This window comes from Candidatus Poriferisodalis sp., assembly GCF_965198245.1.
GTDB lineage: Bacteria > Actinomycetota > Acidimicrobiia > Acidimicrobiales > Poriferisodalaceae > Poriferisodalis.
Map to the genome: position 1 here is coordinate 1,252,952 of NZ_OZ240249.1, position 15,324 is coordinate 1,268,275.

Below are 15,324 nucleotides of genomic sequence, written 5' to 3' on the forward strand. Positions count from 1 at the left end.
TTGCCCAAAGGACGCTAGTTCCAGAGGCTGTCGACCACGTCGAGCCAGAATTGAGTGGTCAGCGCGAGTGATTCGAGGTCGATGCGCTCGTCGTTGCCGTGGAAGCGGGCGCCATAGTCGCCGCCGTCCAGATCGGGGCTGAACAGACCGGCCCCATAGGCCACAGCGCCCATGTCGCGGTACACGCGGGAGTCGGTGAATCCGATGATGAGCTGCGGGGTGAGCCGAGCAGTCGGGAACCGCCGCCCCACCGCCACCTGCAGCGCATCCCACAACGGAGTCTCGACCCGGCTCACCGAACCGGGATCGTTCATGATGATCTCAACCTCGACATCGTCTGCCAGGTCGCCGAGCGCCTCATCCAGTTGCGCCTGCACCTCCGCTGCGCCCTCACCCGGCAGCGTGCGCACATCCACCTCGATGTCGACGTGGTCGGGGATCACGTTGATTTTCATCAACGTGGGCGCGCCGATGACGTTCGGCGAGAACGAGGTATGGGTGCACGAGTACAGGTGCGCTGCCACCGACGCGCTGGGATGGGCATCCAGCCAGTCCTCGATGAGTGCCTCGTCCAGCATGATCGCCCGGGTCTCGTCGTCGACACCGAGCGTGTCGACCTGTTCCCGCCACAGCTCATGGAACCTCGGCGGCGGGCGGTACTGCGAGATCCGGTGCACCACTGCGGCTGCCCTGACGAGGGCGTTTTCCTGCCGGAACGGTCGTGAGCCGTGCCCGGGCACGCCCCGTACCCGCAGGCGCCGCCAGGCCACGCCCTTCTCACCCACGTTCATGCCGATGAAAGGAGCTTCGGGCGAGCCCGAGTGCAAACCGCCGTTCTCGGTCAGCACGTAGTCGGCACCGATTGCATCGGGGTGGTTCTCGGCCATCCAGCGAGCCCCGTAGGCCGAGCCGGCCTCCTCGTCGGCGCAGGCGAAGTAGATGAGGTCGCCTTTGGGTCGGTAGCCCGTGTCGGCCATGTGCCGGAATGCCACCGCCATCGAGGACGTCAGGTTCAGCATGTCCACCGCGCCGCGGCCCCACACCTCGCCGTCGATGAGTTCGCCTCCGAAGGGGTCCCGGCTCCAGCCGTCGGGATTCACCGGCACCACGTCGGTGTGACCCATCAGGCACAGAGTGGGCGCATTCGGATCGCTGCCTTCGATGCGGGTCACGAGCGACCGTCGGCCCGGCGCCGCATCGAACACCTCAAGATCCAGGCCTGCACCCTCCAGGTAGGCCTGAATGGTGTCGGAGTTGCGAACCTCGCCCCCGGACTCCGTTGTGCCGTAGTTCACGCACTCATTGCGGATCAGGGTCTGCAGCAGCTCGACGGTTTGGCCCGTGCGGCGATTCTCGTCGCTGGTCCCTGCAGTAAATGACTGGCTCATGGGCTGCAACCTAGGCGGTGCCTGTGATCGAATGACCCGATGGACACGCGCTCTGGGGACGAAGCGGGCATCTGCGGGCTGACGGCGACGCAGATGGCGGCGATGCTGGCGAACGGTGAGATCTCGGCGCGAGAATTGCTCGCGGCACACCTTGAACGCATCAGCCGGGTCAATCCGGCCGTGAATGCGATTGTGACATTCACGCCCGAACTGGCCGCCGAGCGGGCGGCTGCGGCCGATGAAGCCCACGCCCGCGGCGAGTCGCTCGGGTTGCTGCATGGTCTGCCGGTGGCGCACAAGGATCTGGCGCTCACCGCCGGTGTTCGCACCACGTTGGGCTCGCCGCTGTTCGCAGACTTCGTGCCGGACATCGATGCGCTGGTGGTCGAGCGTCAGCACCAGGCGGGGGCAGTCATGGTGGGCAAGACCAACACACCCGAGTTCGGCGCCGGCTCGCACACGTTCAATCCGGTGTTCGGCATCACCCGCAACCCCTACAACGTTGCCAAGACATGCGGAGGTTCCAGCGGGGGAGCAGCGGTTGCACTGGCTACCCGGATGCTGCCGCTGTGCGACGGCTCGGACCTCGGTGGCTCGCTGCGCAACCCTGCCGCGTTCTGCAACATCGTGGGCTTCCGGCCATCCCCAGGACGGGTGCCGTCAACCACCTCGCAGGACGCTTGGTTCCCGTTGGCCGTCGAAGGCCCGATGGGGCGGACCGTGACCGACGTGGCGTTCTTCCTGCAGGCGCTCGCCGGTCCCGATGCCCGCTCGCCGGTGTCGAACCAGGAGTCGCCGGAGGTCTTTGCAGGCTCGCTGGAGCGAGATCTGCGCGGCGTGCGGGTGGCGTGGTCGCCCGATGCGGGCGGACTGCCCATCGATCCTGCGGTGCGGGCCGCGACGGCGAACGTGCCTGATGTGCTCACCGACTTGGGCTGCGAGGTCGTCGAGGCCTGGCCGGACCTGTCCGATGCCCCGCAGATCTTCCAGGCCCGGCGGGCGTGGCTGTTCGCTGTCGGCTTCGGGCCGCTGCTGGAGCAGTACCGGGGCCAGCTGAAACACACCGTGGCGTGGAACATCGAACAGGGTCTCGCCATGTCCATCGGCGAGTACACCGACATCTGCCGTCGCCACACCCAGCTATACGCCGACATCGATGCGTTCATGTCCCCTGCCGATGGCGGCTTCGAGTTCCTTGCGTGCCCGACCACTCAGGTGCCGCCGTTCGATGTCGAGGTCGAGTACCCCACCGAGATCGAAGGTGTCGAATTCGAAACCTACATCGACTGGATGCGCTCGTGCAGCGACATCACTGTCACGACCCACCCGGCCATCTCAGTGCCGGCCGGCTTCACCACCGACGGCCTGCCCGTCGGCCTGCAACTGGTAGGCCGCCATCGCGCCGACCGCTCAGTGCTTGAACTCGCTCACGCTTGGGAGTCCGTCACCCGCCACATCGACGTGCTCCCTTCGCTCTAGCGCCAGTTGTAGGAACATCCGCCCTGGGTTCGTTGAGCACATATGGAGAGCTCGATCAGCCGCGAAGCACATGCACCGCGGCTAGGTCTTCGCGTGGGCTGTTGCGGGCGGTGTTGGGCCAGCCAATCTCGTTGGATCGCGAACTGGGGTCAGCACACCCGACCTCATCTTCGTCGGCGTGCTCGCCGTCGCCACCGTCGTGGCCTTCGCGGTCTGCGCCATGTGCAACATCGACATGCGAACAGTGCGCGCTTGCGCCACCCGTCTGCAAAAAGTGCGTACGAGGCGGCTAGTCGCTCACACTCCGTGCTGGTGACATGACAACGTCGAGTGTCGGGTGCTTCGGGTCGAATCTGATCTTCTGTAGATCGAGAGCGGTGAGCGGATCGTCGTCTGCCTGCAACCAATCGAGCTCTCGGAGCCACATCGGCTCAAGCACTGACCGGAGTTCATCCGTCAGTCGTGTACCAGCTCGACAGCGCACGACCGATGCATCCATGCCACCGAGTGCGTAGACGGCCCACCTCCGGGCCGGCTCGTCCTCGTCGCACGCATCGAGAAGTGTCTCAACGTCGTGGATACGGGCAAGGACATTTGCTGCGGCTGCGGCCTTGCGCTGATCGCCACTGCCCAACCAGTCCAGCAAGGTCGTTCTGGTCGCGTCGGAGACGGAGTCGATCGCGCTAACGGCGTGGACGGCAACGAGCGGATTGTCGTCAAGCATGACCGGTATCAAGCGGTCAGGGCTTGCGGCAGCACCCTGACCAACGCCCCATGCAGCCGCGGCGCGCACATCCTCATGCAGGTCAATGTTTGTCGCGATGTCGAATAGGGCCTCAAGAGCCGCTGATGCATCAACTTCGGTAAGCGCGAGCACGGCCTCCATCGACCGCTCGTGCTCCTCACTGGCGTCCATCGATGCGGCAATCAGTGGTACCCAATTTCTTGAGTCGCTTCGTGCAAGTGCAACTTGGGCTTCGAGCCGTATTCGCCAATCCTCCTCAGCGTCATGGGCAACATTTCTGAGGAGCTCGATCACTTGCGCATGAGGCTGGGTACCGACTGCACGCATCGCTGCCAGGCGTTCAACTTCGTTCGGGTCTTGCAGCGCTGCAGACACGTCCCAAATGGCCCCCGGACACGAGAGCGACTCGGGTGGTGTGACGATGCCTGCGACGATCTGCTCGCCGGGCTCAAACTTGTCGCCCGGCGCCAAGTAGACGTGACCTTCGCTTGGCCAATCACGCCACTGCCAGTAACTCCGCCGCTCGCCGGTTTCTTTGCGAACGGCGATCCGGCCATCAGAGTCAACGCACTCGAAGGTGCCTCCGAATTTGGGTGACCAGCTCTTCCACTTCATCATCAGCTCGGATCCATCCGACTGTGACTTGCGACCTGAGCGCATGGCGTGTGTCTCACGAGCGCGAAGTGCCGCGGTTGAAAACCAGACGGGATCAGCCACGTCTGGTGGGAACTCGTCCTGATTCGACCGGACGCGCATGAACGCGTACAAGTCGGAATCGCGCATCCCTCCGTCGTCCCACCGTCGTCCCGGTGTGTCCGAGTGCGAAAGCACGATCTCCAACGTGGACTTGGCGCGAGCTTCGATCCTGAGACCGCACTGGGTGCAGACGAGGTCGGGCAGGCGGAGGCGCTTCACCTTGGATTGCCAGACCTTGTTGGCCGTCGCATAACGCTCTAGCTCAATGGGCTGGTGGCCGTGGCGCTCCCGCAGGACATCGGCGGCCACGGCGGCGCCGACGGCACCCATCGCGACGAAGCGAGCAAATTTCGCATCTTCCTTGAAACCCACTGCCGCGCCTGCTCCCTCCGGCATGATGTGACATATGACCCGACGCGCCAACGCTAGGGCCGCTTCCAACGGACAGGCCGGGCTTTTCGGCCCGGCCAGCGAATCAGTTCATTCGCTACCAGATTCGGTCACCGTGAAGCGTTCCGATCCGGTGTACATGGCGCACGCGTACTTGACGAAGGTTCCGGTGGCGGCGGTCGTCCCATTCATCGACGCTATGACCGCACCTGGCGACATCGTGCTCGATCCCTTCGCAGGGTCCGGCATGACCGGGGTTGCTGCGCTCGTGGCAGGCCGACGTGCTCGGTTGTTCGATGTATCGGTGCTCGGTCGGCACATTGGTAGCAACTACGCCAATCTCGTCGACACAGGATCTCTTCAACGGCATGGCGCGGAAGCGGTTGAACGAGCGCGCGAGGTTGTCGGGGACATCTACGGCTCGACGTGCTCTGCATGCGGAGGACGCGCCGAGACTGCAAAGGCCATCTGGTCGTGCGTGGTCGAGTGCGGGGGCTGCGATGCCCGCGTCAACTACTACGCGTCCCTTCGAGAAGCCGACTGGCACAAGGCCGCGATGGCCTGCTTCCGTTGCGGGGAGACAGTTGGCAGCCGTTCATCGAGGACAGGTGAGGAGCCGGTCGTTGACTCGGTCGTATGCTCTTGTGCCGCAATACAGCGCGAACAACCCTGGTCTGAGCCGCTCGAGGTAGCTCAGGAGGCCGACCTGACTTGGCCCGACGTTCCAATCGAGCCGACACGCCAGATGTACCAGGCATCGGCGCTCGGGCGTCACGGCCTCACTTCGACAGCGACCTTCTACAGCACACGGAATCTCTGCGCACTTGCAGCTTTGCGCGACGCGATCGACGCAACGGATGACTCTGCGATCCGCCGCAAGCTTCTCTTTGCGTTCACTGCAATCCTGACCCGCGCAAGCAAGCGATACCAGTGGTCGCGTCAACGACCCCTGAATGCGGCGAACGCGAACTACTACATCGCGCCGGTCTTCTACGAGTGGAACGTGTTCGACCTCTTCACCCGAAAGGTCGATGCAGTTGCCCGGTCGGACGAATGGATACGGGCACGTAGATGCGAACGCGGACTGGTCGCCGGAGTGGAGAACGGGGACGTCAGGTACGACGTCGCTTCCGCCACATCCCTGCCGCTAGAAGACGAGTCTGTCGACTACGTCTTCACCGATCCGCCCTTCGGCTCGAACATCTTCTACTCAGACATGAGCCTGTTCCAAGAGGCGTGGCTGCCAGGTCACCAGCTCACTGATGCGGGACTAGAAGCGGTTGTGGACAGGACAGACACCGGGTCGTATCGCTCACCGGATCGGTACGAGGAGATGTTGACGGAGGCGCTACGCGAGTGCCGCCGCGTCTTGAAGCCGAACGGCTATATCACTCTGCTCTTCGGCAACAGCAGTGGGGGTGTCTGGCGTCTCTTGCAACGAGCGATTGCTGCAGCCGATCTCGTTGTCGTGCCCGAACTCATTGCGACGCTCGACAAGGGCCAGCGGTCAGTCAAAGGCCTTGCATCTGGATTCGAGCATGTCTCGACGGTCGATCTAATGTTGACGATGACCAGCGGTGTTCCACCGGCTTCGGTGGCAGTCCCGATGTCTGCGGAACTCGAAGATGTCGTCCGGGGGATCACCTCGCGTGATGGTGAGCTCAGCCCGAGCCAGTGCTACGTGGAGGCTGTGCGCGAGGGATTCCGACGTGACTGGGACCTGTCAGCTATCGACCTTGGAGCGGTGACCAAGCTGCTTCGCGAAGCTGACTATGAGGTTGATCGGCGGACTGGCATGCTTCGCCGCAAGTCGGCCGCCTGAGCGTCCCAAACAACGCGCGCCCTAGCTTCACAGTGCGAAGAGCCGCACGAAGGGACTCATCGGCATCGGTAGCCTGCCGCCCGTGTCTGAGGCGACGTCTGACGGGTCAGTAACGGCCGTTGAGGCCCATGGACTCGTCCGCGACTTCGGTTCGGTGAGGGCGGTCGACGGCGTAGATCTGCTGGTCCGCCAAGGTGAGATCTTCGGCTTTCTGGGTCCGAACGGCGCTGGCAAGAGCACGACCGTGCGCATGCTGTGCACGCTGCTGCGCCCGACGGCGGGCACCGCCAGGGTTGCCGGCTACGACGTGGCGAGAAGCCCCGGTGAGGTGCGGATCCGCATCGGCGTCGCCATGCAAGACGCAGCGCTCGACGAGAAGCAGACCGGCCGCGAGATCCTTGACCTGCAGGCCCGGCTCTATGGGCTGCGCCCCGCCGACCGGGCTGCATCCATTGAGCGAGCTATCGACCTCGCCGACATTGGCGACGCCATCGATGCCCGTATCTCCACCTACAGCGGTGGAATGAAACGGCGGCTGGACCTAGCGGCGTCGCTGATCCACGCACCGGAGGTGATCTTCTTGGACGAGCCCACAACGGGCCTCGACCCTGTGAGCCGAACCCAGGTGTGGGACGAGGTGCGCCGCCTCAATGACGAGCTGGGCGTGACGGTCTTCCTGACGACCCAATACCTGGAAGAAGCCGATGTGCTGGCCGATCGCGTGGCGATCCTGGCCGATGGGCGCATCGTGCAACAGGGCACCCCCACCGAGCTGAAGCGCGCCGTGGGCGCCGACGTGATCGTGGTGGATCTCGAGCCCGAGGACATCGCTAGCGCGACGGAGGCGGCGAAGACCGTGCCTCAGGCTGACGATGTGACTGCGGGTCGCCACGGCATCACCATTGCGACCTCGGACGGTGCCGGCCTGGTCGGTGCAGTTGCTGTGGCACTGGCCGGTGCCGACGTGCATCCCACAGCGCTCACCGTGCGGACACCCTCGCTCGACGACGTGTTCCTTCAGGCGACGGGCTACCGCATGGCCGCAGCCGAAGAAGCTGCTGCAGAGAGCGCAGTAGCAGCCGAGGAGGCTGTTGGAGAGGGTGCTGTGGAGCAGGCCGATTCGGTCGCCCCAAGCACACAGGTGGACGGCCAGCACACCGTTGCGGAACGCGCATCATGACCGACACTGCTGCGGCCGCTGGTGGCCACCTGACGCACGGAGTCAGTTTCCTCACCGACATAGCGACGATCTCCCGGCGGGCTGTCCGCAGCGTGGTTCGCGAACCCGAGTACATGATCCCGGCGCTGATCATTCCCGTCTTCTTCTTTGTCGTGAATACCGGCGCTCTGGAGTCGTTCGTGGAGGGTCAGGCGCCTTCGGGGAGCAATGTCGGCCTCGACTACCGGGCTTTCCAGCTTCCCGTCGCGATCATCTTTGCCGTCACGGGCATTTCTCGGGCCAGCGTGCTCGTGATCGACATTCAGTCCGGCTATCTCGACCGGATGCTCGTGACGCCGATTCGCCGATCCACGCTGCTGTTCGGGCTGATGGTGGCTGACATCGTGATGGCGCTCGGACTGGCCCTGTTCGTGGTCGCGATGGGCCTTGGCTTCGGGGTGTGGTTCGAGACCGGCTTCTTGGGGTTCTTGGTCTTCTTGCTGCTCGCTATCGCCTGGAGCGTGGCGTACAGCGGCATCCCCTACACAGTTGCGCTGCGCACCGGGAATCCGGCCGCGGTGAACTCGTCGTTCTTGATCTTCTTCCCGTTCGCGTTCCTGACGCCGTCATTCCTGCCACGAGAGCTGATGTCAGGCTGGCTGCGCACGGTGGCGGCGTGGAACCCTGTCACCTATCTCATGGAGGCGATGCGGGCGATCCTGTTCGAGGGCTGGGACGGGCTCATGATCCTCAAGGGAGCCGCCGCCATCGTTGGACTCGCCATCGTGACCTTCTACATAGCGTTCAGATCGCTCGGTCGCCGGGTGGCGACGGGTTAGACGCAGTCGCCGGGTGGCGACGGGTTAGACGCAGTCGCCGGGTGGCGACGGGTTAGACGCAGCGGCTTACCAGCCTCGGTCGATCCACTCCTGCAGATGCGGAGACTCGTTGCCGATCGTGGTGTCGAGGCCGTGACCGGGCAGCACCATCGTGTCGCCCCCGAACGCCGAGAACATCCGATCCTCGATGCTGCGAACGATCTGATCGAAGTCGCCGCCGAATCCCGTTGCGCCGGGTCCACCCGGGAAGAGCGTGTCGCCGGTGAAGAGCAGCGGCGTGCCCTCCACATGGAAGCTCATGGAGCCAGCGGTGTGGCCCGGGTTGTGGATGGTGCGTATCCGCAGGCGACCCACCTCGATGACCGAGTCGTCCTCGAGAATGAAGTCGTAACTCGGCAGCATCGACGAGTCTTCAGCGGTGATGCCCACCTCGATGCCCGCGTCGCGAATGGCCGGGACCGCCTGTATGTGGTCCCAATGACCGTGCGTCTCGACAACCTTGGTCACGCCGAGCGCCTGGCACACCTCGAGCAGACGCTCGTGCTCGTTCGCGGCGTCGATGAGCATCGCCTCGCCGGTCTCGGTACAGCGGATGGTGAAGACGTTGTTGTCGAAGTCGTCGGGGAAGCCACTGGGCAAGTCACCTTCGATGGGGCGCACGACGTGCTTGTGGACTTCGATGCCGGTGCCGGACCAGTGCAATGCCATGTCCGCATCCTAGGAGCGCGGCAGGCGTGCGTCCCTCGCCCGCCAGCGATAGGGCATCGTCAGGGCGTTGCTCAGGCTGCGTCGACCCGCACGGCGACCCGGTGCCAGCCTTCGGCACCATCGGGCCGGACGTCCTTCGGACCCTCGGGCTGCGTCATGCCGGTGCCGTCGATGGCCCGAACTTGCAGCGAGTGCGTGCCTGCGGTGGGCGTCCAGGCCAGGTGCCACTGCACCCAGCTCTCGTCACCCAGCGCCTCGCCCAGCTCGCATTGCTGCCACGGGCCGTCGTCGATGCGCACCTCGACAGCGCTGATGCCTCGAGTCGGCGCCCAGGCGATGCCTGCAATGGCGGTTGGGGTTCCGGCGACGGGGCGATCACCGCTGCCGGGCACGTCGATGCGGCTCTGCGTCTTCATGGGCCCCCGCTTGGACCATCCCCGCGGCACCCAGTAGCCGTCGAAGCCATCCCAGGTGGTGAGGTGAATCTCCTCGATCCACTTCACGGCCGACACGTAGCCATACAGGCCTGCCACCACCAGGCGGGCGGGGAAGCCGTGGGAGGTGGGCAATGGCTCGCCGTTCATGCCGACGGCCAGCACTGCGTTGCGGCCGTCGCGCAGGATCCCTGTCGGGAATCCGGCGGTCCAGTCGTCCACCGAGCGACCGACGACCTGGTCGGCACCGTCTCGCACCCCTGCCCGGTCGAGCAGGTCCACCAGCGGCACACCGGTCCAGATGGCGTTGCCGACGAGACGGCCGCCGACACGATTCGACACGCACGACAGCGTGATGACGTGTTCTTGCAGGTCCATCGCCAAGATCTCGTCAAAGGTCAGCTCGTAGGGGTTGTCGACCATTCCGGTGAAACGGAGCTTCCAGTTGGCCGGGTCGACCTGCGGCACCGTCAGCGCCGTGTCGATCCGGTAGAAGTCGTCGTTGGGCGTCAGGTAGCGGGAGATGCCGGCGACCTCGTCGAGCGTGTCCAGCGCGGCCACCTCGGCGGCTGCCGCTCGGCGGGCCGCAGTCGTAGCGCTTGTCTCTGCTGCAGTCGCGGCACCCGCGGCGGCGGCGGTGGTGGGGGGCGCGGACGGACTCAGGTTGATGTTGGCCCGGGCGGTCTCTGCCGCTGAGGGGCCGCGTACTCCCCGTCCCAGCGCCACAAGGCCCACAGCCGCCACGCCGGCGCCGCCGACGCCGAGCAGGAACGCCCGTCGGCTGGCATCGGGAGCCGGATCCGGAGCTTCCCCAGCGGCAGGTTCGAGCGGCGGTTGATCGTCGCTGTGTGGGGGACTGTGGGCTGGGGCAAGTCGCAAGAGCATTCTCAGCGTGAGGTAGCCGAGCGCTGCTGCGATCACGGCAACGATCCACGAGCCGACGAACGGGCTCATCGGGTTGCGGGCTGCAGTCCATCCGCCGATGACGGCGAACGCAGCGAAGCCTGCGAACGGCACCCAGCGTCGGCGCGACGCCATCGCGCAGGCACCCAGCAGGCCGCCGATGAACAGCGAGACCCCGACGATGCCGATCGCCAGCACCGCCTTGTCCTTCTCGCCGAACAACTCGATGCTCAGCTTCACGGCCCAGTCAGGCGAGTAGTCCACTAACGCCTCGCCGACGGCGACCACCAGCGACGGGATCGTGTCGACCAGCCCGTCCATCAGCTCCCCGAACGCCAACGCCACGGCAGCACCCGCAATGCCGGCCAGCAAGCCGGCACCAGCACCGGGCCGCCCGATAAGCCGGCGTACCGCGCCGCCATTCGATGCGGTCGACGCGACCGTGCCCGTTTCAGGCGTGTCCGCGTCTGGGGTCTGGCTGGACCCGTCGCTCATTGCTGTACCGCCTTGCTGGCCGCATTGCCCGAACTGTGAGGAATCCGGCGCCGTTGTTGAGTCATGTTCGCTTTCGGATCAGCCTTGCGATCTGCCCCGCTCGTATGCGGGAAGCTCGTCACGAAAGCTAACGCCCGGCTCGCACCGCAGGTTCCACGCCGTCTGCGTGAGTCCCACTGAGCCGTTCCTGTGTCTGGGTGATAGAACTTCGCCTGACTATTGCACCGGTGATCAAATTGCACTGGCTGCACCCGGCCCGGAGGCGCGACCGTGAACTTCGCATTCACCGAGGAGCAGGAAGAGCTCCGCAACTTTGTCCGCTCGTTCCTTGAGGAGAAGTCCCCGGAGACCGCCGTACGCGAGCTGATGGAGACCGACGACGGCTACGACACTGCCGTCTGGTCGCAGATGGCCGAACAGCTCGGCTTGCAGGCGCTGATCATCCCCGAGGAATACGGCGGGCAGGGCGCCAGCTACGTGGAGCTGGGCATCGTGCTGGAAGAGATGGGCCGCAGCCTGCTGTGCTCGCCCTACTTCTCCACCGTGGTGCTGGCCGGCAACGCCATCCTGCACTCCGGCAACGAGAAGGCCAAGGAAGAGCTGCTCGCGGGCATTGCCTCCGGCGACATCATCGCCACGCTGGCCCTGGCAGAGGCCAGTGGTCGCTGGGACGCCGAGGGCGTCGAGGCGGAGGCCACCGACACAGGCGACTCGGCGACCATCACTGGCGAGAAGATGTTTGTGACCGACGGCGGCACAGCGAACTTGTTCATCGTGGCGGCCCGTTGCAACGGCGGCATTCACCTGTTCACCGTCGAGGGCGACGCGGCCGGCCTCAGCCGGGAGAATCTCGCCACGATGGACCAGACCCGCAAGCAGGCCCGGATCTCATTCAACAACACGCCTGGGAAGCATCTGTGCGACACCGACAACTTCGCCTACATCGACAGAGTGCTCGACCTGGCCGCTGTGGCCCTCGCGAACGAGCAGGTGGGCGGTGCGCAATTCGTGCTCGACATGGCGGTGCAGTACGCAAAGGACCGCGTGCAGTTCGGTCGTCCGATCGGTTCGTTCCAGGCCATCAAGCACAAGTGCGCCGACATGCTGCTCGAGGTCGAGTCGGCCAAGTCGGCTGCGTACTACGCCGCGTGGTGCGCCGCAGAGATGAACGACGAGCTGCCATCGGTGGCATCGCTGGCCAAGGCGTACTGCTCGGAGGCCTACTTCCACTGTGCCGCGGAGAACATCCAGATCCACGGCGGCATCGGCTTCACCTGGGAGCACCCTGCGCACCTCTACTTCAAGCGAGCGAAGAGCTCCGAGCTGATCTTCGGCGATCCCGCATACCACCGGGAGCACCTGGCGCAGCGCATCGGCCTGTAGACCCGACAACACAGAACGCAACGCGGCCGGTGCGCCGCATGACACGCTTGAGGCCGAGGAGGCATCGGTGATCGTCACGGTCATCGTCATCTCATTGGTGATCGGCTTCGTCGTTGCCGCGGGCGTGGTCGGCACGCAGGCGCAGCGGCTTGGCCGCCAGCGACGGGAGCCGGTGTGGCGTCTCGCCGAGGCAGCGGAGTTCGTCTCCGATCTGCTGCCGTTCGACATCGCTGCCTCGCTGGACGCCGACGAGCTTGAAGCGCTGCTTCGGCAGCATCTCAATCAGCTGCAGTTCGGTCCCGCTGAGTCGGCTGGCGTCGCGGCAGGCGACACCGACGGGACTGCCAGTGACGGGAGCACGACGATCACCGAGGATCGTTCGTCTGCGGCCGACCTGTACCGCTCCGCCCGTCGCGATGGCCTCGAAGTGACGCTCGAACAGGTCTACGCCGTCGTGGACGCGCACCTGGAATACCTGCGCCGGATCGGCGCCCTCGCCGCCGTCTCCCCCAACGGCAGGTGAGCCTTGGGCCGAATCTCTCCCGTTCGGGCCACGTTGGCCACGGCTCGGGTGAGGGGAGCGTCCGCTGGACGGCAGAATGTGAACATGGACATCCCGAGGGAGCTCGCCGGCTGTCGATTCGTCGGCGACAAGCGCAACCAGATCGTCTACGACATGGAAGTGGCGTCCGACGATCCCGCCGTTGACGAACAGCTGGCTGCGGCCGTCGCCGACATCGTGACGGCGCAGTCCTACGCCACTTTCGGACCCGACGAGCTGCCTGAAGCGCGCAACCGCGGCTATCGCCTTTCGCGGCTCTGTGGCTAGGAGTCGCCGATGCTCCCCCCTACAGCGCTGCCGTCGTGCCGCCCCGGTCGAAACGCAGCGCGGTGAGCACCACCGTCACCGAGATCACGATCGAGGGCAGCCCGCATCTTGCGGCGTTGATGGTTCGGCCGTCACGCTCGACGGGAAGCGGACCGGCGGTGTTGCTGTGTCATGGGTTCCCCTCCAAGCAGCGACCTGGCATACCGAACCGCACGTACCAGCTCTTCGCGGAGCGCATTGCCGAAGCGCAGGGCTGGACGGTGCTCGCGGTCAGCATGCGAGGCTGCGGCGAGTCCGACGGCGACTTTTCCCTGCTCGGATGGATCGACGATGTCGGGCGCTCGATCGAGCACGTCTTGGAAGACGGCTGCCGCGGTGTGTGGCTGGTGGGCTCCACGACCGGAGGCTCGGTGGCCATCCTTGCTGCTGCACGCGACCCCCGGGTGCGCGGCGTGGCAGCCATGGCGCCGAGGGCCGACTTCGACGACTGGGCAGGCGACCCCAAAGCTTTCCTGGCGCACTGCCGCAATGTCGGTGTCATCAGGTCCGAGGACTTCCCGCGCTCGCCAAGCACGTGGAACCGTGAGTTGAAGCAGAACAGGGCGGTGGACGCAGTGCAGCGACTTACCGACCGGCCGCTGCTGATCCTGCACGGCATCAATGACCGGCAGGTGCCCTACGAGGAGGCCCGCCACCTGGCGGAGCAGCATCCCAGTGCAGAGCTGCGCCTCATCGCGGGGGCAGATCACCGCATCCGCCACGACCCCCGAGCCGTCGCCATCCTGCTGGGCTGGCTGGAACACCAGGCTGCTGCCCGGTACGCCTAGGGGACCTCGCGACCTGCTGCATCGGGGTGGCGGGCGATCATCATGTTGGCGATGGAGCGCACCACCGTGGTGCCGTCCTGGTTGACGAGTGCGTGGGTCATCTTGATGATGCCGCGGTCGGGTTTGGAGCGGCTCGGGCGAAGCTCCAGAATCTCGATCACGATTGTGAGACGGTCGCCTGGGTGCACCGGTGCCAGCCAGCGCAACTCGTCGAGGCCGGGCGAACCCATGCTTGACGGCCCCAGCACGTGATCTCCCTCGGCGCGCGGACCGCGCAGGTTTGATTCTGACCAGCGGAAACCGAAATGAACGTGTCGTCAGAGCGACGGCGAAACCGAGGAAACCCCGGCAGGAGCAGCAATTCTCCGTTCAGTTCGCCGTGGGGGGTGCGGCCGCGATTTCTGATCCGAGAGCCCTTCTGCGGCCACTCAGTTTCACCAGATTGGCAAGTCTCGGACCCGAATCCTCGTGGGACTGAGCGAGACGACAGCGCCGGCTTCCAGTGCCTCCGCCAAGACCGGGAGGCTCTCCACAAGCAGAGCCGCATGCGCATCCGGCGACTGGTGAGACACGCCTCGCAAGTGGATGACTGAAGGACTCACCGAGCGGCGCCGAAACAGGAGTGCTCCGAAATCCGAATCAGACGTGGCCACGACGTACCCATGCTCCGCAGCCCATTCCAGGATGGTCTCATCCGCTGCGGTAAGCATGTCCACGTCGCCGACATGGAGGGTTTCATGGCCGCCAGCCCTGAGTGCTCCTGCGACTCGTGGAGACAGGTTGGCGTCGAGGAGGATTCTCACGCAGACAGGGAAGCGGAGAGTTCTCTCTCGCTGACCCGGGCGGCGGCAAACTCAAGTGCCGCCGTGATGTCGTCCGTCTCGAGATACGGATAGTCGGATAGCAACTCCTCACGGGTCCTGCCAGCGGCAAGCTGTCCCAGCACCGTTGCAACGGTCACCCGCAGATCCCTGATGCAGGGCAGACCGCCCATGCGGTGAGGATCAACAGTGATCCGGTCCAAGAGCACGGCCACAGGCTAATCCGCGCACGCCCGAAGCACTGCCAGCAATGCTGTCGTGAGATTGCTGGCTGTTCTGCCGTGATTCTGAGCCAACTTCTACCGTGAAATCGGCTAACAGGTTCTCGTCCGCTGCGAACAGCATGTCCACCTGACCGACATGCATCGCCTCGTGGCAGTTAGCACGGGCCCCCTGTTCTCGCGTC

General features: G+C 65.2%; 15 protein-coding genes. 8 read left to right on the forward strand and 7 right to left on the reverse strand.

Annotated elements, in window-relative coordinates; all coding sequences use genetic code 11:
- Nucleotides 1-14 precede the first annotated feature (14 nt).
- Nucleotides 15-1,388 carry a M20/M25/M40 family metallo-hydrolase gene (locus tag ACOCMM_RS05955; protein WP_419552271.1) on the reverse strand — a complete coding sequence of 458 codons (1,374 nt, stop codon included), beginning with the start codon at nucleotides 1,386-1,388 and terminating at the stop codon, nucleotides 15-17.
- Nucleotides 1,389-1,427: 39 nt separating this feature from the next.
- On the opposite strand from ACOCMM_RS05955, the gene ACOCMM_RS05960 reads away from it, so the two are divergent.
- Nucleotides 1,428-2,867, forward strand: coding sequence for an amidase (locus ACOCMM_RS05960; protein ID WP_419552272.1), 1,440 nt, complete (start codon nucleotides 1,428-1,430; stop codon nucleotides 2,865-2,867).
- Between the two features lie 289 nt (nucleotides 2,868-3,156).
- On the opposite strand, the gene ACOCMM_RS05965 is transcribed toward ACOCMM_RS05960, so the two are convergent.
- On the reverse strand, nucleotides 3,157-4,704 hold the full coding sequence (locus tag ACOCMM_RS05965; RefSeq protein ID WP_419552273.1) for a HEAT repeat domain-containing protein: 1,548 nt from the start codon (nucleotides 4,702-4,704) through the stop codon (nucleotides 3,157-3,159).
- 109 nt (nucleotides 4,705-4,813) lie between these two features.
- Here ACOCMM_RS05965 and ACOCMM_RS05970 point away from each other — a divergent pair, with 109 nt between their 5' ends.
- The 3 genes from ACOCMM_RS05970 (at nucleotide 4,814) to ACOCMM_RS05980 (ending at nucleotide 8,518) form a co-directional block, all read left to right on the forward strand.
- Nucleotides 4,814-6,520, forward strand: coding sequence for a DNA methyltransferase (locus ACOCMM_RS05970; RefSeq protein ID WP_419552274.1), 1,707 nt, complete (start codon nucleotides 4,814-4,816; stop codon nucleotides 6,518-6,520).
- An 82-nt stretch (nucleotides 6,521-6,602) separates the two neighbouring features.
- Nucleotides 6,603-7,700, forward strand: coding sequence for an ATP-binding cassette domain-containing protein (locus ACOCMM_RS05975; protein WP_419552275.1), 1,098 nt, complete (start codon nucleotides 6,603-6,605; stop codon nucleotides 7,698-7,700).
- Nucleotides 7,697-8,518, forward strand: a complete 822-nt coding sequence (locus tag ACOCMM_RS05980; protein ID WP_419552276.1) for an ABC transporter permease — start codon at nucleotides 7,697-7,699, stop codon at nucleotides 8,516-8,518. The genes ACOCMM_RS05975 and ACOCMM_RS05980 overlap by 4 nt, the downstream gene beginning before the upstream one ends.
- 66 nt (nucleotides 8,519-8,584) lie before the next feature.
- Here the strand turns inward: ACOCMM_RS05980 and ACOCMM_RS05985 are convergent, their stop codons facing one another.
- Nucleotides 8,585-9,226, reverse strand: a complete 642-nt coding sequence (locus tag ACOCMM_RS05985; protein WP_419552277.1) for an MBL fold metallo-hydrolase — start codon at nucleotides 9,224-9,226, stop codon at nucleotides 8,585-8,587.
- 71 nt (nucleotides 9,227-9,297) lie between these two features.
- Complete coding sequence (locus tag ACOCMM_RS05990) at nucleotides 9,298-11,058, reverse strand: molybdopterin-dependent oxidoreductase (protein WP_419552278.1); 1,761 nt, start codon at nucleotides 11,056-11,058, stop codon at nucleotides 9,298-9,300.
- Nucleotides 11,059-11,328: 270 nt separating this feature from the next.
- Between ACOCMM_RS05990 and ACOCMM_RS05995 the strand changes: the two genes are divergently transcribed.
- From ACOCMM_RS05995 to ACOCMM_RS06010, 4 genes are all read left to right on the forward strand, one after another.
- On the forward strand, nucleotides 11,329-12,441 hold the full coding sequence (locus tag ACOCMM_RS05995; protein ID WP_419552279.1) for an acyl-CoA dehydrogenase family protein: 1,113 nt from the start codon (nucleotides 11,329-11,331) through the stop codon (nucleotides 12,439-12,441).
- Nucleotides 12,442-12,508: 67 nt separating this feature from the next.
- Entirely contained in the window at nucleotides 12,509-12,964 is a 456-nt protein-coding gene (locus tag ACOCMM_RS06000) for a hypothetical protein (protein ID WP_419552280.1), read from the forward strand.
- 84 nt (nucleotides 12,965-13,048) lie between these two features.
- Nucleotides 13,049-13,270, forward strand: coding sequence for a hypothetical protein (locus ACOCMM_RS06005; protein ID WP_419552281.1), 222 nt, complete (start codon nucleotides 13,049-13,051; stop codon nucleotides 13,268-13,270).
- Between the two features lie 62 nt (nucleotides 13,271-13,332).
- The gene (locus ACOCMM_RS06010; RefSeq protein ID WP_419552282.1) at nucleotides 13,333-14,097 is read left to right on the forward strand and encodes an alpha/beta hydrolase family protein; all 765 of its coding nucleotides are present in this window, start codon (nucleotides 13,333-13,335) and stop codon (nucleotides 14,095-14,097) included.
- Here ACOCMM_RS06010 and ACOCMM_RS06015 read toward each other — a convergent pair.
- The 3 genes from ACOCMM_RS06015 to ACOCMM_RS06025 all read right to left on the reverse strand — a co-directional run bounded on the left by ACOCMM_RS06015 (nucleotide 14,094) and on the right by ACOCMM_RS06025 (nucleotide 15,127).
- The gene (locus ACOCMM_RS06015; RefSeq protein WP_419552283.1) at nucleotides 14,094-14,345 is read right to left on the reverse strand and encodes a hypothetical protein; all 252 of its coding nucleotides are present in this window, start codon (nucleotides 14,343-14,345) and stop codon (nucleotides 14,094-14,096) included. The genes ACOCMM_RS06010 and ACOCMM_RS06015 overlap by 4 nt on opposite strands.
- Before the next feature lie 186 nt (nucleotides 14,346-14,531).
- Nucleotides 14,532-14,900 carry a DUF5615 family PIN-like protein gene (locus ACOCMM_RS06020; RefSeq protein WP_419552284.1) on the reverse strand — a complete coding sequence of 123 codons (369 nt, stop codon included), beginning with the start codon at nucleotides 14,898-14,900 and terminating at the stop codon, nucleotides 14,532-14,534.
- Nucleotides 14,897-15,127 carry a DUF433 domain-containing protein gene (locus ACOCMM_RS06025; protein ID WP_419552285.1) on the reverse strand — a complete coding sequence of 77 codons (231 nt, stop codon included), beginning with the start codon at nucleotides 15,125-15,127 and terminating at the stop codon, nucleotides 14,897-14,899. Before ACOCMM_RS06025 ends, ACOCMM_RS06020 begins: the two co-directional genes overlap by 4 nt.
- Nucleotides 15,128-15,324 lie beyond the last annotated feature (197 nt).

Excerpts from the sequence above, each read along its gene's own strand:
- ACOCMM_RS05955 (WP_419552271.1), bottom strand. The coding sequence starts at position 1,388 with ATGAGCCAGTCATTTACTGCAGGGACCAGCGACGAGAATCGCCGCACG.
- ACOCMM_RS05960 (WP_419552272.1), top strand. The coding sequence starts at position 1,428 with ATGGACACGCGCTCTGGGGACGAAGCGGGCATCTGCGGGCTGACGGCG.
- ACOCMM_RS05965 (WP_419552273.1), bottom strand. The coding sequence starts at position 4,704 with ATGCCGGAGGGAGCAGGCGCGGCAGTGGGTTTCAAGGAAGATGCGAAA.
- ACOCMM_RS05980 (WP_419552276.1), top strand. The coding sequence starts at position 7,697 with ATGACCGACACTGCTGCGGCCGCTGGTGGCCACCTGACGCACGGAGTC.
- ACOCMM_RS05985 (WP_419552277.1), bottom strand. The coding sequence starts at position 9,226 with ATGGCATTGCACTGGTCCGGCACCGGCATCGAAGTCCACAAGCACGTC.
- ACOCMM_RS05990 (WP_419552278.1), bottom strand. The coding sequence starts at position 11,058 with ATGAGCGACGGGTCCAGCCAGACCCCAGACGCGGACACGCCTGAAACG.
- ACOCMM_RS06005 (WP_419552281.1), top strand. The coding sequence starts at position 13,049 with ATGGACATCCCGAGGGAGCTCGCCGGCTGTCGATTCGTCGGCGACAAG.